Consider the following 15,494-nt stretch of genomic DNA (forward strand, 5'->3'; position numbering starts at 1 on the left):
TTTCAAGTGAAAAAGTTATTGTTTCATCTGAGAACGCAAGAATGAATCGGGATCGTTCATGTAGTTTTCCGGGTCGCTTTTGATTAATTGATTCTTCTGTGCTTCCATTTGCTGTAACTTTTTCATCTGTTGTGCATCCAGCTGATTCTGGTTCACAGCAATTCCGTTTTTGTATTCGATGGCAAATAATAATATTCCTTTTTCAGAATAATGATCCCATTTTCCGATCTTTTTATTGTTTTGATATTCACCACTAAATTCAATAATGCCATTTGGATAAAAGGCCTGGCAAGCACCATTTAATTTGCCGTTCTCGTACATGGCCTCTATATATATCTTGCCATCATTGAAGAATCGTTTCCAGATTCCGTGTTTCTTGCCTTTTAGGAACGGAAGCTTTTCAGAAACGATCCCATTCTTAAAATGATACTGGCTAAAACCGTTTTTAACACCTTGCTGATAAGTTTCGCTTGCACGCATATTTCCTTTGCTGTCAAAGTAATTCCAAACGCTGTCTTTCTTCGATTCAATAAAGTTTCCTATGGCAATTCGATTACCGTATTCATTGTAAAGTTCGGCTTTGGCTTTTTTCCCTTCTTGCGAGAAGTACATTAGTGCTTTAAGCATTCCGTTTGCATGAAAACGTTCCATTTTACCAATGGGATAATTATCTACAAACTCGCCTTTGTATTTGATTTTACCATTCGGATATTTTTTTATCCACACACCTTGCTTTAGTCCATTTGCATCCTTTAGGTTGATTTCTTGTGCAGCAGAAATCAATGGAAATACAAATAAAAGAAGGAAAAATAGGTTTTTCATCTGTTTATAATTTTATCTCAATTGCCAGATGAAAGTCGCAAGATCAAAAGAATCATTATCGTGTGTTTTTAAATAATCATTTTAATCATGCTCGTTTCATTGTAAATCGGTATTGCTGGCATTGGCAGCTATTCATATTAAAAAGAGCTAACGCAAAACTAATAAAAGAATAACAGGCATAAAAACAAGTTGATTGAGTTGAGCTTAAATATGTTGTAAATCATTATTAATGTTTTTTATATGATGTTGATATTTTGTATTTTAAGTTTCGATTTAAATGAGTTTCTCAAATTATGTATTTGGAAATAATGAGGAGGAAATTTGTTGGGAAGCCAAAGGCATGTTAAGAAAATGATTCCAAGTTGGGAGCTAAATGTTGATATCGATCAGAATGAGTAAAACAAATAAAGTATAACGAACAAATTGGGAGGTATGGAGACAATGGATTTTTCTTTTAGTTTCGATGAAATGCCAATTGCGGCAAAATTCATCTCCGACAGTTTCACAAGAGATATAAAAGACTTTCAAAAAATTTACCCCGTTTTCGATAATGAGTTTAAAGTTCGGTTTAATGAACAAATTACAATGGCAAAAGAAATTGTTTGTTGTGGTCCCGAAGGAGTAAAGATCCAAAATGTAAGGATAGGTTTATTCAGAAAGATTGAAAGCTTAAATACTCTGATTTTAGAGGTACCGCATTATTTTTCAATATCCGGAATCACACAGTTTGATTACATTGTTGAAATTATCGAGAAAAACAACCTGTGCTCAGTACTGTCGATTGTACCCAATCTATTACAGCAGCTTCAAGAAAATATGCCAACTCAAGACGAAGATGTGGCTCAATCGATTATAGAAGGAATTCAATCCATATATAAGGTGCTAAAACTTGATCGCATAGAACTCAATCGGCTGCTTAATTCGCATGGCTTGCTAAAGGAAGAAGCTTTTCGTTGTTTAAATCATCTGTGGGCAACCATGCAAGACGTAATGGAAATTGGACAGAGTTTGTATCGCATTGATGATCCTATGAAAAGTGTAGAGTATGAACTGGATTACATTAAGATGAAGGTGAAAACCTTCTGGATCCATTCTTCAGCTGATTCTGTTGTCTAAATTCCATTCTAAATGATTCTACTCGTATTATATTTTGAGGGAATGCAGTCAGGACGATTCTGAGAGCATTACTGCAAATTCGAATCGATTTTGAAGGGGAATACTATTTCTAAACCAAAAGTTTCTGTTCGTTTGATGCTTCCGCTATAAATGAGGATGTCAATATTATCATTCCTAAAGAAAAATTTGTTACCACAAAGAGATAAGGAAGGATTGTTACCAAGAAACACAAAGGCTTTTAGCTTTTGGGAGGATGTCAATATTATCATTCCTAAAGAAAAATTTTTACCGGCACTATAGCATAAAACAAGTTTTCAATCGGCTCATTTTGATGTAATGAATCTCTTGTCTGACTTTATTTCACGATTCTTTTCCTGCCATTTTTTATCTAACCAGCCAGATACTGCCTCCGATCGATTATCAAATTTCGAAAAGAATGGTTTGATATCCAGTAAAGGTGTACCATCCAGAATATCTACATCTTCAATCTGTAAAATATTTTCTTTTATGGAATTGAGTTTAACCGTAGAAATACCAATGGCATTGGGTCGACGAGGCGCCCTGGTAGCAAACAAACCATGAGTTTTGGTATCCATAAATGGCATAACATCTAAATCGAAACCTTCTGATTTATGCAGGTGATAAATTAAAATTACATGCGAAAAAGATTCTAAATCTCTTAAACCTTTGCTGTATTCCGGATCTAACTCTACACTTGCCTTTATTCCACTTGCGCTTAGTGGCTGAATGGGCATATTCTCTCTGCTTTTGTGTGGGGTGTGAATTGTACCAATAGAAGTATAGCATATTTCTAACATCTCAATTGTTTTTAATGAACAGATAAATGTAGCAATTTTAAAAAATAAAAGAGGTTAAAACCATTACGAATCAACCTCTTTAGTGCGCCAAGAACTCAATGATAGAGTATTGTTTAAGCCTCAACAAATTTCTGAGGTTTAATCATTCTTTCCGGAGAAAGAATTTCGTCAAGCTTGTCCTTGCTTAGCAATTCCTCTTCAAGAATTAAATCGTAAACACTTCGGTTTTCAGCCAAAGCACGTTTAGCGATACGAGAAGAAGCTTCGTATCCTAAAGTAGGATTTACAGCCGTTACAATACCAATGCTGTTTAGAACCATTTCTTTACAGTGCTCTGCATTGGCTGTAATTCCGATAATACATCTTGTTTTTAAAGTTGCCATTCCGTTTACCAACATTTCTATCGATTCGAAAATAGCCCGAACCAGAACAGGTTCCATTACGTTTAATTCCAACTGACCTGCTTCTGCTGCAAGAGTTACGGTTAGGTCGTTACCAATTACCTTGTAGGCAATTTGGTTTACCAGTTCAGGAATTACCGGATTTACCTTACCTGGCATAATGGATGATCCTGGTTGCATTTTTGGCAAGTTGATTTCGTTGAACCCACAACGCGGCCCCGACGACAGGAGTCTTAAGTCGTTGCAAATTTTTGAAAGCTTAACAGCCAAACGCTTAACAGCAGATGAATACATAACGTACGAACCTGTATCAGGAGTAGCCTCGATCAGGTTACCAGCCAATACAATAGGAAGCTTTGTGATGTCGTTCAAATGAGCAACACATTTTTCGGAGTAACCCGGCTCGGAGTTGATGCCTGTGCCAATTGCAGTAGCGCCCATATTCACTTCCAAAAACAATTTTGCATTCTGATTTAAGCGTTCCACTTCCTCTTCAAGCGTAACAGCCCAAGCTTCAAACTCCTGTCCCAGTGTCATGGGCACAGCATCTTACAACTGGGTTCTACCCATTTTCAAAACCTCCTTAAACTCTTCACCCTTTGCTCTAAATGCGTTAATTAATGATTTTAATCCAGCCACCAAAGCTTCATTCTTAAGGATTAAAGCAATTTTAATGGCTGTAGGGTAAGCATCATTAGTCGATTGCGAAAGGTTGATGTGATTGTTTGGATGACAATGCTCGTAATCCCCTTTTTGAAAGCCAAGAATTTCCAAAGCACGGTTGGCAATTACCTCATTGGCATTCATATTGGTTGATGTGCCAGCACCTCCTTGAATCATATCAACAGGAAAATGATCATGATAGTTACCTTCTATAATCTCTTCACAGGCTTTTGTGATTGCAACTGTTAATTCGTCCGTTAATAATCCAAGATCATTATTGGCTTTAGCTGCTGCCCATTTTACCATTGCCAAACCTTTAATAAAGTTTGGATAAGCACTTAATTTAATACCGCAAATATCAAAATTTTCGACGGCTCTTAAGGTTTGAATACCATAATAAGCATCAGCAGGAACCTCTTTGTTGCCAATTAGGTCGTGTTCAGTTCTTGTTTTCATGTTGTGATTTTACGTTTAAATCAATAAATCCGACTTTTAATAATTCTAAAAATCTACAATTTATTTTAGTCCGTTATTTGTTGTTTGTTTGCATCGACAAATGTAACAGAGAAAAGAAATTTCACCATGTAAAAAACAAAAATTCAAACCTGTCAAACACAATATTATTTTCTTATTGATTTATTGCTGATTACAGCACATTTACCTTACTCAAAGAAGAACTTACAAGCATGTTTCTAAACAGGAATCAATCGTTTACGAGAAAAAACAGATCAGTTTTGCCAAGTATTATTTCTGATCTATTCGAATTCCTTGTTATTAGGTTCAATTTCCGAAACAGGTTTTAAGTTATCGGGAATATCCTCGTTCTCCTCATCGCTGAAAAATGGGAAGATATCCATAATTGGACTTTCTGAAACGGCAGGAATCTCGTAAAGTACAATCATGTCACTTAAACACTCTTCCAAAAATTCATAAGCCTGCTTCACATTATTAGCTTGTGCAAGCATGTAATTATTGCTTTTCTTCTCCTTTCCCGAAGCCTCATCAACATCAATAAAAGCAACTTTAGCCTTAAACCAACGATCGCCATTATCATTGGGATATATCTCAGTAATATTGGATTTGCTGATATTGGTTACATTGAACTCCCCACTGATCATTTGCTCCAACTCTTTGTGAATTCTGGCCTCCGCTTCGGTAAACGACATGGCATCAACCAAATAAGGTTCAGAAACTTTCTTTTCTTTTCCTGATGCCTCGTCTGTTTTTACATACTTAACTTTACACTCAAACCAATTGTTCATACGATTATCTTATTTAAGTTTAGCAAGCAACAACATTCATTGCTACTTTCTTATTTTGATGTTTTATTTTTTTAAGGAGAACAAAGATAAAAGAATTGAATTGCCATTGAATTAATTCTTCCTAAAAAAGGAGAGCTTATTGAAACAAAAAAGGATGACCTCTTTGATCATCCTTTTTGTAGCGAGAGGCGGGCTTGAACCGCCGACCTCGTGATTATGAATCACGCGCTCTAACCAGCTGAGCTACCTCGCCGTTTTTTCTAGTGCGGTGCAAATATAATTGCATTTTATTTCAAAAAAAAATCTTTTTTATTAAAATATGGATGATCGATTAACCAAAACATTAAACTGCCTGTTTTACAGAAATGTTACATTTAAAAAAATACTTTTATTTTTTCGGGTGATAAAATGAGGATACAAAAAGAGTGCAGAGAACAAATTTTATGGTATAAAAAAAGGAAAACAATAAAACTGTTTTCCCTTTCTTGTAGCGAGAGGCGGGCTTGAACCGCCGACCTCGTGATTATGAATCACGCGCTCTAACCAGCTGAGCTACCTCGCCGTTTTTCTAGTGCGGTGCAAATATAGAATCCTTTTTCATTTAAAAAAAGTCATTTCAAACTTTTTTCATCTGTTTATAATTTTCTTCCATTTGCCGGATGGAAGCCGCAAGATCAAAATAATCATTATCGTGTTTGTGTAATAATTATTTTAGTCACACTCGTTTCATCTCATCAATTCCAAATTATTTAATTTATCGATTTGTGAAATTTTCTTTAACTTATGTGTTGCGGATATAATCAGCATATAGAAGAATTAACAATATGACAGTGCATAAAGTTTTAAGAATCAGTTTTTATTATTAGAGATTTCTTAAGTATCTTGCGCGATATTTTAGTATTGACTTACTTTTCAAATTATTAATACAAGAGTACAATATTTGGAAGCAGATTATTAAGACAAATAAACTTCCAAATTCTATTATCAAAACATTTATGTCCAAATATATGAAACAATTTGAACTTGAATACTTACTTCACGCATCACAAAAAGTTATTTTCGACCGATTAAGCAATGCAAGTGGTTTATCCGAATGGTTTGCCGATGATGTAAATCAGAAAGGTAAAATCTATACTTTCTTTTGGGATGGATCGGATCAGCAAGCAGAATTAATCACAAAAAAGGATAATCGTTTGATTCGGTTTCATTGGCTCGATAGTGAAGATGAAGACAGCTATTTTGAATTTAAAATTGAAATAGACGCTTTGACAAATGACCTATCATTAATTATTACTGATTTTGCTGACGAAGATGAGATTGATGAAAGTATTGAGCTGTGGGATACTCAAATCGCCAAACTAAAACATGTATTGGGAATATGATTTTTTAACAAATCATAACACCAATTCCTAAATAATTAGCTTATTTTTGTGCGCTATGTAAGATCGGTTTCTGCAAGTTATTGGTCTTATTTTTTAAGTAGCAATGCGAGATTTTACAATTGGTTTTCGGTATCTCTCGTTTTCAATTAAATTATTTCGGAATGAAACGTTTACATTCATTTATTCTTAAAAGTTTTCTGGGTCCTTTAGCCTTTACCTTCTTTGTGTGCATGTTTGTTCTGCTCATGCAATTCCTATGGAAATACATCGACGAATTAGTAGGGAAGGGTTTAGAATGGACTGTAATTGCAGAGTTCTTGTTTTACGTTTCTGCTACTTTGGTTCCAATGGCATTGCCCTTATCTATTCTCCTTGCCTCTATTATGACCTTTGGGAATATGGGAGAAAATTACGAATTAACAGCCATGAAAGCTGCTGGAATATCATTGCAAAGAATTATGCAGCCACTTACTACTCTGGCAGTGCTAATCAGTATTAGTGCGTTCTTATTTGCAAACTACATTATGCCTGTTGCATCATTAAAGACCACGGCTCTATTGGTGGATATTAAAAATCAGAAACCCGAACTGATTTTGAAAGAAGGGATTTTCACCAACGATTTACCAAACTTTAGCATTAAGGTGGATGACATTAACAAAGAAACCGGAATGATGTATAACTTGCTAATTTACGATCACAGAAACAAGAGGGGAAACACAAATGTTACAATAGCCGATTCGGGTACCATGATTACATCACCTAACAACCAAAACATGACACTTACATTGTATAGTGGCAATATGTACCAGGAGGTTAAGGAAAAATCCCGCAGATCGAAAAAACACCCTTCCAGAAGGATTAAATTTCAAGAATATGTAACCAATGTTCCACTTAGAAGCACGGAATTAAAACGAAGCGATGAAGATCGATACAGTAAGAATTACAAAATGCTTAATCTTAAACAGCTGGTGCATTCCGAAGATTCTTTGCGTGGTAAATTCCAACAAGAAAAAAATACGCTTGTAAAAGGCCTTATTGCTAACCATTTCTTTAAAAAAGATGCCAAAAGAATTCGCAAGGATTCTATAAGATCAAAAGATTTACTTAAAAAAACTATGAATATAGATTCCTTGTTTAAATCGGCACCAATTACAAAGCAACTGACATCGGTTAGTTCGGCTTTAAGTTTTGCCCGAAAAGCAAGAGAAAATGTATCGCGAAAAGAAGGAGCTCTATTAAGTAAACAAAAATGGATCAATAAATTCACCAACGAGTGGCATAGAAAATTCACTCTCCCTTTTGCTTGTTTGATCTTCTTCTTTATTGGAGCTCCTCTTGGTGCTATTATTCGAAAAGGTGGTTTGGGTATGCCGGTTATTGTATCGGTTTTATTCTTTATTTTTTATTACATCATATCCATGACTGGTGAACGATTTGCCAAAGAGTTGGTTCTTCCTCCGGCTATTGGAATGTGGATTTCGTCATTAATTATTCTTCCCTTGGGAATTATTTTAACTTATAAAGCCACAACCGACTCTGCGGTATTCAACATCGAGAACTATATCAATTTCTTTAAAAAGATCAATCCGCTTAAATTTTTCAAAAAGAAAAATGCATAGATCTACGTTCATTATTCTAATCACTCTTGCTTGTATCTTCTCAGCTTGCCAGAAACAAAGCGAGTATTCTGAGAAAAATATCAACCAATTGCTAAACAGTTGGCACAAAGCTGCTGCCGATGCTAAATTGGAAGAGTATTTTAGATTAATGACAGAAAATGCTACTTATATCGGAACCGATCCGAATGAAAGATGGACTCGCGAAGAATTCTACCAATTCTGTAAACCCTATTTTGAAAAAGGTAGATCCTGGGATTTTAAAGCATTCGATAGAAAAATATATGCATCGGAAAACAATAAAACCATTTGGTTTGATGAATTGTTGAATACATGGATGGGTGTTTGCAGAGGATCTGGTGTGTTGAGTTTGGAAAACGGAGAATATAAAATATCACATTATCATCTTTCAGTTACCATTAAAAACGAAAGCATAAAAGAGTTTTTACAAATAAAACAAGACTAATATGTTTGATGATTTAATTCCTGATATCGATTACTATATGCATCCTGATGGATACAGAATCATGACAAAGAAATATCTTACGGAAAGAGGTTATTGCTGCGGCAATGGCTGCAAACATTGTCCGTATTTTCCAAAACACAATAAAGGAAACAGAAATCTAAAGGAATAACATGGGTTTAAAAGTAGTATATATGGGCACACCAGATTTTGCGGTGGCTCCTCTCGAAGCACTTCTTAATGCAGGAGTTAATGTGGTTGGGGTAATTACCAATCCGGATAAACCAGCAGGAAGAGGCCAGAAAATTCAGGAAGCAGCAGTTAAAAAATATGCTGCTGAAAAAGGCTTAAAAATATTACAGCCTGAAAAGTTTAGAAACGAAGATTTTCTTGCCGAACTAAAATCACTGGAAGCGGATTTACAAGTTGTAGTTGCATTTAAAATGCTACCTGAAGTGGTATGGAACATGCCAAAATATGGAACTTTAAATCTTCATGCATCCCTGCTTCCTCAATATCGTGGTGCTGCACCAATTAACTGGTCCATAATTAACGGAGATAAAGAAACCGGTGTGTCAACCTTTCTGTTAAAGCACGAAATAGATACTGGTAACATCCTTTTTCAGGAAAAAACGGAGATTGGTGAAAACGACAATGCAGAAATCATCCACGACAAGTTGATGAATATTGGTGCCGATTTGGTTGTAAAAACCGTGAAGGCAATAGAAGCAGGCGATTATCCTCAAATTCCGCAGGAAAGTATCGATGCAAAAGAATTAAAATCGGCTCCCAAAATCTTTAAGGAGGATTGCAAAGTGGATTGGAGCAAAAATATCAATTCCATTCACAATTTAATTCGTGGACTAAGTCCTTATCCTGCTGCCTGGACCGAATTGATTCCGAATAAAGAAGGTAAAAAGATTGGACTGAAGGTGTTTGCAACAGAAAAAATTGTGGAAGATCACAATAAAGCCACTGGAAGTTTGCATACTGATGGCAAAAACCATCTGAAAGTTGCTGTTGATGGTGGATATTTGTCGATTAAAATGCTACAGCAAGCGGGTAAAAAAAGAATGAAAATCGAAGATTTCCTTAGAGGATTCCAACAAATTACCAACTATCATTTATAGAGTATTACATATCGAATGATTTTAATCCTATCGTAAAAGAAGCTATCAAAAGCTTCTTTTTTTCGCTTACCAAATAAAAAGGAACTCCTACCAATTATTCTTTCATTTTCAAATTCCTTTTCGTAATTTCTATCTAAGTGTAAAAATATTTCGGAAAACCTCCGAAGTTAATTCCCAATGTAACTTATTACACAAAACGTAAATCAATACTAAATCTCTCACCTCTAGTCATTAGAGATTGACATTTTTGCGCATCAAAATGGTGACATACCATCTTGAAATGCTGTAATGGCTTACCCACAAAAATCGATAATTATGCTTACGCGCATATTTGACTTGCTAGATGTCTATCGGGAAAAATATCTTGATAAAAAAGATGCTTTCGCAAAAAAAGAAGATGGCAAATGGATTACATATTCAACAGAACAATACCTGGAATATGTCGACCTAGTAAGCTATGCTTTTTTGGATAACGGAGTTAAAAAAGGTGATCGTGTAATTTCCATATCAAACAATCGTCCGGAATGGAATTTTCTTGATATGGCACTGGCTCAAATTGGAGTGATACATGTTCCATTGTATCCAACAATAAGCGCAAAAAGCTACGATTTCATTATTCGTCATTGTGAGCCTAGCCTAATTTTTATTTCGAGCGAAGAATTATACTTAAAAATTGCACCACTTTTAAACGATCATCCATCAGTTAAAGAAGTATACTCTTTTAATAAAATAAAAGCAGTTGCTCATTGGATTAGGTTATTAGATGTTGGAAGGGCACTTGGCGACAAGTATAAAGATGAGCTAAAATCTATTAAAGATGAAATTAAACCACAAGATGTGGTTACAATCATATATACATCGGGAACTACTGGCAATCCTAAAGGTGTAATGTTATCGCATAAAAACTTTACCAGTAATGTGCTAGCTTCGGCTGCACGCTTAATTTTAAACTCGAGCCATAAGTGTTTGAGTTTTTTACCAATCAACCATGTTTACGAGCGAATGGTGAACTATCAGTATCAATATAAGGGCATTAGTATTTATTATGCTGAAAGTATGGAAACCATTGGCGATGATTTGCGAGAGATTAAACCTCATGGTTTTGCCACTGTTCCGCGATTATTGGAAAAAGTGTATGATAAAATCATGACCAAAGGAAAGAGTTTGCCAATGATTAAGAAATCCTTATTTCTGTGGGCCGTAAACTTGGGTCAAAAATATGAATTGAATGCTGCCAATGGATGGTGGTACGAATTTAAATTGAAAATTGCCAGAAAACTAATTTTCAGCAAATGGCAGGAAGCACTTGGTGGCAATATCATGTTCATGTGCTCGGGCGGTGCAGCTCTTCAAGTGCGATTGGAGCGCTTGTTCTGGGCTGCAGGCATTCCAGTTCAAGAAGGTTATGGATTAACGGAAACCTCTCCAATTATTGCAGCCAATCAAAATTCTTATCCTGATATTAAATTTGGAACGGTTGGACCTGTGCTCGAAGGGGTAGAGGTTAAAATTGCTGAGGATGGTGAAATTTTGGCTCGTGGACCAAATATCATGTTGGGCTATTACAAAAATCCGGAATTAACTAATGAGGTAATAGATTCTGATGGTTGGTTCCACACTGGTGATATTGGTTGTATGGTTGAGGATAGATTTCTAAAAATAACCGACAGAAAGAAAGAGATTTTTAAAACTTCGGGTGGTATTTACATTGCGCCACAAGTTATTGAAAACAAGTTGAAAGAATCTCCGTTTATCGATCAAGCAATTGTAATAGGAGAATTCAAGCGCTTTCCTTCAGTAATTATTTCCCCAGATTTTGAATTCCTAAAAGAATACTGCAAGAGAAAGAAACTAGATTTTATCAGTCCCGAAGAAATCATTCAAAATGAGCGCATTCAAAAGAGAATTTGGCAAGAAGTTGAGAAAACAAATGTAAATCTCGACCGTCCGAAAAAAATTAAAACCAGTCGTTTGGTGGCTGATGTTTGGACTCCTGAATCTGGTGAATTGTCGCCAACATTAAAACTTAAACGTAAAGTTTTAAAGGACAAATACGATCATCTCATTCAAGACATATACGCCTACGAAGAAGAAATTTAAATAAGTATTCACACACTATAACAAACAAAAATATGACTCGGAAAATAAGAAAAGTTGCAGTTTTGGGCGCAGGAGTCATGGGCGCTCAAATTGCATGTCATTTTGCTAACATTGGATTAGAGGTTTTATTATTGGATATGCCAACAAAAGAGCTTTCTGAAAAAGAACAAAAAGCTGGTTTGTCGCTTGAACATCCTAAAGTGCGGAACAGAATTGTTAACGATCTTTTCCTAAAAGCTACCAAACTTAAGCCTGCTCCTTTATATTTAAAGGCTTACGCCAACAGAATTACAACTGGTAATTTTGAAGATGATTTAAATAAAATAGCAGAATGCGATTGGATTATTGAAGCCATTATTGAAAATCTGAAAATCAAGCAAGAGCTTTATACTAAAATTGAAGAATACAGGAAAGCTGGTTCTTTGATAACAACAAATACATCCGGTATTCCCATACAGATGTTAATCCAAGGCAGATCGGAAGATTTTACCTCTCATTTTTGTGGAACTCACTTCTTCAATCCACCGCGATATTTAAAGTTGTTAGAAATTATTCCATCTCCCAAAACAAGTGAAGAGGTATTGGATTTTCTAACAGATTTTGGTGAAAGGTTTTTAGGCAAATCAGTTGTCTCTTGTAAAGATACGCCTGCCTTTATCGCCAACCGTATTGGTGTTTACTCTATGATGTCGGTTTTTCACCTGATTGATGAATTTGGATTTACTGTTGAAGAAATAGACAAACTTACCGGACCAATAATCGGAAGGCCAAAATCGGCTACCTTTCGCACTTGCGATGTAGTTGGTTTGGATACATTGGTTTTTGTAGCACAAAACCTTCAAAAAGCATTGCAAAATGATGAGTCAAAAGATGTTTTTCAGATTCCGGGTTTCATTCAGAAAATGATGAACAACCAATGGCTTGGAGCAAAATCAGGTAAAGGTTTCTACAAGAAAATAAAGTCGGAAGGAAAGAGTGAAATCCTAAGTCTAAACCTTGAAAGTTTTGAATATCAAGAAAAACAGAGAATAAAATTTGGTGAATTTGAAGCGGCAAAAGCAGTTCCTCATCTAAACAATAGATTTAAAGTTCTTTTGAAAGGTGACAGTAAGGTAAATCAATTCTATCAGAAATTGTTCTTTGGTTTGTTTGCCTATGTTTCGAACCGGATGCCAGAAATTACCGATGATCTATACAAAATTGATGAGGCTATCTGTTCAGGTTTTGCCTGGGAAATGGGACCCTTTGAGATTTGGGAAAGTTTAGGCGTGAAAAAGACTTTAAGCATGATGGAAGCAATGGACTATAAAGCAGCTAATTGGGTGTACAATATGGTTCAGGAAGATCTCAGCTTTTATCAATTGAAGGATGGTAACAAGCAGTACTATGATGTAAATACCAACGAATATCAAACCATTCCAGGAACAGAAAATCTGGTTCTTCTCAACAATATTCGCTCTTCCAATACAATTTGGAGTAACGAAGGTGCAAGTATTGTTGATATTGGCGATGGAATCATCAACCTTGAGTTCCATACCAAAATGAATACCATTGGAAGCGAGATTATTCAAGGTTTAAACAAAGCAATTGAGCTTGCGGAAAGTAATTATAAGGCTTTGGTGATATCTAATGAAGGAGAAAACTTCTCGGCTGGAGCCAATATCGGATTGGTATTTATGCTTGCCATAGAGCAAGAATTTGAAGAGTTGGATATGGTTGTTCGCACTTTCCAGAATGCCATGCTAAAACTCAAGTACGCATCGGTTCCGGTAATAGCTGCGCCACATGGCATGACCCTTGGAGGTGGATGCGAACTTTGCATGCATTCAGATAAAGTGATTGCTCACGCAGAAACATACATGGGCTTGGTAGAATTGGGTGTTGGCGTTATTCCAGCAGGAGGTGGAACCAAAGAATTCGCATATCGATTATCAAAAGAAATTGCTCAGGATGATATCAGAACCAACCGCTTTCGCGATAAGTTTCTAAGTATCGGTCAGGCTAAGGTTTCAATGTCGGCCTACGAAGCATTCGAACTGGGATATCTCCGTAAGGATGTTGACGAGGTGATTGTTAGTAAAAAACATCAGTTAAGTTATGCAAAAAGAGCTGCATTGCTTATGGTAGAAAAAGGTTACACTCCTCCTCTACCAACTAAGGATATTACAGTTCTGGGAAGTGAAGGATTGGCATTGGTTTATTCGGGTGCAGATGGAATGGAAGTAGGAAATTATATATCCGAATACGATAAACATTTGTCTATTGAACTAGGAAAAGTTTTAAGTGGTGGTGAGCTGAGTGAACCTACTAAAGTATCTGAAAAATATTTGCTCGATTTAGAACGAATTGCTTTTGTTCGACTTTGTCAGCAAAAGAAAACACTGGAACGAATGCAAAGTCTCTTGCAAAAGGGTAAAATCCTGAGAAACTAGTCAATGATTAGTGTTTAATGATCAATGACATTGAACACAATTACTAAGCTAGAAGGTATTAACTAAACATTAATCACTAAAAATTAAACATTAGATGAACGCATATATAGTAGCCGCATATAGAACCGCCGTAGGCAAAGCAAAAAAAGGGAAGCTTCGCCTCATCAGGCCTGATGATATGGCCGCAAGGGTAGTTAAACACATTATGGAGAAAACGCCAAGCTTGGATCCTTTGATGGTTGATGATGTTATTGTGGGAAATGCCACTCCTGAAGCCGAGCAAGGATTGAATATTGGCAGAATGATCTCCTTAATGGGATTAGATAACATACAAGTACCAGGGATGACGGTTAATCGTTACTGTTCTTCTGGACTTGAGACAATTGCAATTGCTGCATCGAAAATTGAAGCCGGATTGGCCGATTGTATTCTGGCTGGTGGTGTTGAAATGATGTCGTTGATGCCAATGGGTGGTTGGCGATTGGTTCCTAATCTGGGAATTGCTAAATCGAATCCTGATTATTATTGGAACATGGGAATTACCGCAGAAGCTCTGCAGAAAAAATATAATATCTCACGTGAAGACCAAGATGAATTTGCTTTTCACTCGCACAGAAAAGCTTTAGAAGCTATGACTGCGAACCGTTTTGTTGATGAGATTGTTCCTATTACAGTATCAGAGACTTTTGTGAACAGCAAAGAGAAAGCGGAAACAAAAGAACATACAATTGCCAAGGATGAAGGCCCTAGAGCTGATACCAGTATTGAAGGATTAGCAAAACTAAGACCTGTATTTGCTCAGAATGGCACAGTTACAGCCGGAAACTCATCTCAAACATCCGATGGTGCAGCCTTTGTTTTGGTGGTGTCCGAAAAGATGTTGAATCAATTGAATGTTGAGCCTATTGCCCGATTTGTTTCTTACGCAGTAGCAGGTGTAGAACCCAAACACATGGGAATAGGCCCGGTTGAAGCCATTCCGAAAGTGCTAAAACGATCGGGAATGCATATGAACCAAATAGAGCAAATTGAGTTGAACGAGGCATTTGCGGTTCAGGCTTTATCGGTAATGAGAGAGTTGGATATGAACCCGGCAATTACCAATGTAAACGGTGGAGCAATTGCTTTGGGACATCCTTTGGGTTGTACAGGCACAAAATTGTCGGTTCAGCTCTTGCACGAAATGAAGAAAAGAAAGCAAAAATATGGCATGGTAACCATGTGCGTAGGGTCTGGACAAGGAGCTGCTGGAATTTTTGAGATTCTCTAACACCCCCATCCCGCTAAAG

General features: G+C 36.3%; 12 protein-coding genes, 2 tRNA genes and 1 pseudogene. 9 read left to right on the forward strand and 6 right to left on the reverse strand.

The features are described 5' to 3' along the window. Positions 1–15 precede the first annotated feature (15 nt). A complete protein-coding gene (locus ACO05S_RS12450; RefSeq protein WP_421918334.1) occupies positions 16–822 on the reverse strand; it encodes a toxin-antitoxin system YwqK family antitoxin in 807 nt (268 codons plus the stop codon). 432 nt (positions 823–1,254) lie between these two features. Here ACO05S_RS12450 and ACO05S_RS12455 point away from each other — a divergent pair, with 432 nt between their 5' ends. Beyond that, positions 1,255–1,938, forward strand: a complete 684-nt coding sequence (locus tag ACO05S_RS12455; RefSeq protein ID WP_421918335.1) for a hypothetical protein — start codon at positions 1,255–1,257, stop codon at positions 1,936–1,938. A 323-nt stretch (positions 1,939–2,261) separates the two neighbouring features. On the opposite strand, the gene tsaA is transcribed toward ACO05S_RS12455, so the two are convergent. The 5 genes and pseudogenes from tsaA to ACO05S_RS12480 all read right to left on the reverse strand — a co-directional run bounded on the left by tsaA (position 2,262) and on the right by ACO05S_RS12480 (position 5,644). After that, positions 2,262–2,756 carry a tRNA (N6-threonylcarbamoyladenosine(37)-N6)-methyltransferase TrmO gene (gene tsaA, locus ACO05S_RS12460; protein ID WP_421918336.1) on the reverse strand — a complete coding sequence of 165 codons (495 nt, stop codon included), beginning with the start codon at positions 2,754–2,756 and terminating at the stop codon, positions 2,262–2,264. Positions 2,757–2,869: 113 nt separating this feature from the next. Continuing rightward, positions 2,870–4,276 (reverse strand): annotated as a pseudogene (gene aspA, locus ACO05S_RS12465) (aspartate ammonia-lyase). A 299-nt stretch (positions 4,277–4,575) separates the two neighbouring features. Then, positions 4,576–5,082, reverse strand: coding sequence for a DUF4494 domain-containing protein (locus ACO05S_RS12470; protein WP_421918337.1), 507 nt, complete (start codon positions 5,080–5,082; stop codon positions 4,576–4,578). A gap of 179 nt (positions 5,083–5,261) precedes the next feature. Further along, a tRNA-Met gene (locus ACO05S_RS12475) sits at positions 5,262–5,335 on the reverse strand. 235 nt (positions 5,336–5,570) lie between these two features. After that, positions 5,571–5,644 (reverse strand) — tRNA-Met (locus tag ACO05S_RS12480). Between the two features lie 445 nt (positions 5,645–6,089). Between ACO05S_RS12480 and ACO05S_RS12485 the strand changes: the two genes are divergently transcribed. From ACO05S_RS12485 to ACO05S_RS12520, 8 genes are all read left to right on the forward strand, one after another. Next, positions 6,090–6,464, forward strand: coding sequence for an START-like domain-containing protein (locus ACO05S_RS12485; protein WP_421918338.1), 375 nt, complete (start codon positions 6,090–6,092; stop codon positions 6,462–6,464). A 161-nt stretch (positions 6,465–6,625) separates the two neighbouring features. Continuing rightward, the gene (locus ACO05S_RS12490; protein ID WP_421918339.1) at positions 6,626–8,083 is read left to right on the forward strand and encodes an LptF/LptG family permease; all 1,458 of its coding nucleotides are present in this window, start codon (positions 6,626–6,628) and stop codon (positions 8,081–8,083) included. Then, the gene (locus ACO05S_RS12495; protein WP_421918340.1) at positions 8,076–8,546 is read left to right on the forward strand and encodes a nuclear transport factor 2 family protein; all 471 of its coding nucleotides are present in this window, start codon (positions 8,076–8,078) and stop codon (positions 8,544–8,546) included. Before ACO05S_RS12490 ends, ACO05S_RS12495 begins: the two co-directional genes overlap by 8 nt. 1 nt (position 8,547) lies before the next feature. Then, positions 8,548–8,715: a DUF5522 domain-containing protein gene (locus ACO05S_RS12500; protein ID WP_421918341.1), complete on the forward strand. Its 168-nt coding sequence runs from the start codon at positions 8,548–8,550 to the stop codon at positions 8,713–8,715. Between the two features lies 1 nt (position 8,716). After that, positions 8,717–9,673, forward strand: coding sequence for a methionyl-tRNA formyltransferase (gene fmt / locus ACO05S_RS12505; protein ID WP_421918342.1), 957 nt, complete (start codon positions 8,717–8,719; stop codon positions 9,671–9,673). A gap of 315 nt (positions 9,674–9,988) precedes the next feature. Further along, positions 9,989–11,773: an AMP-dependent synthetase/ligase gene (locus tag ACO05S_RS12510; RefSeq protein ID WP_421918343.1), complete on the forward strand. Its 1,785-nt coding sequence runs from the start codon at positions 9,989–9,991 to the stop codon at positions 11,771–11,773. 32 nt (positions 11,774–11,805) lie between these two features. Next, positions 11,806–14,205 carry a 3-hydroxyacyl-CoA dehydrogenase/enoyl-CoA hydratase family protein gene (locus ACO05S_RS12515; protein ID WP_421918344.1) on the forward strand — a complete coding sequence of 800 codons (2,400 nt, stop codon included), beginning with the start codon at positions 11,806–11,808 and terminating at the stop codon, positions 14,203–14,205. A gap of 94 nt (positions 14,206–14,299) precedes the next feature. Beyond that, positions 14,300–15,475 carry an acetyl-CoA C-acyltransferase gene (locus ACO05S_RS12520; protein WP_421918345.1) on the forward strand — a complete coding sequence of 392 codons (1,176 nt, stop codon included), beginning with the start codon at positions 14,300–14,302 and terminating at the stop codon, positions 15,473–15,475. Positions 15,476–15,494 lie beyond the last annotated feature (19 nt).

Source organism: Marinifilum sp. (assembly GCF_965230805.1).
GTDB lineage: Bacteria > Bacteroidota > Bacteroidia > Bacteroidales > Marinifilaceae > Marinifilum.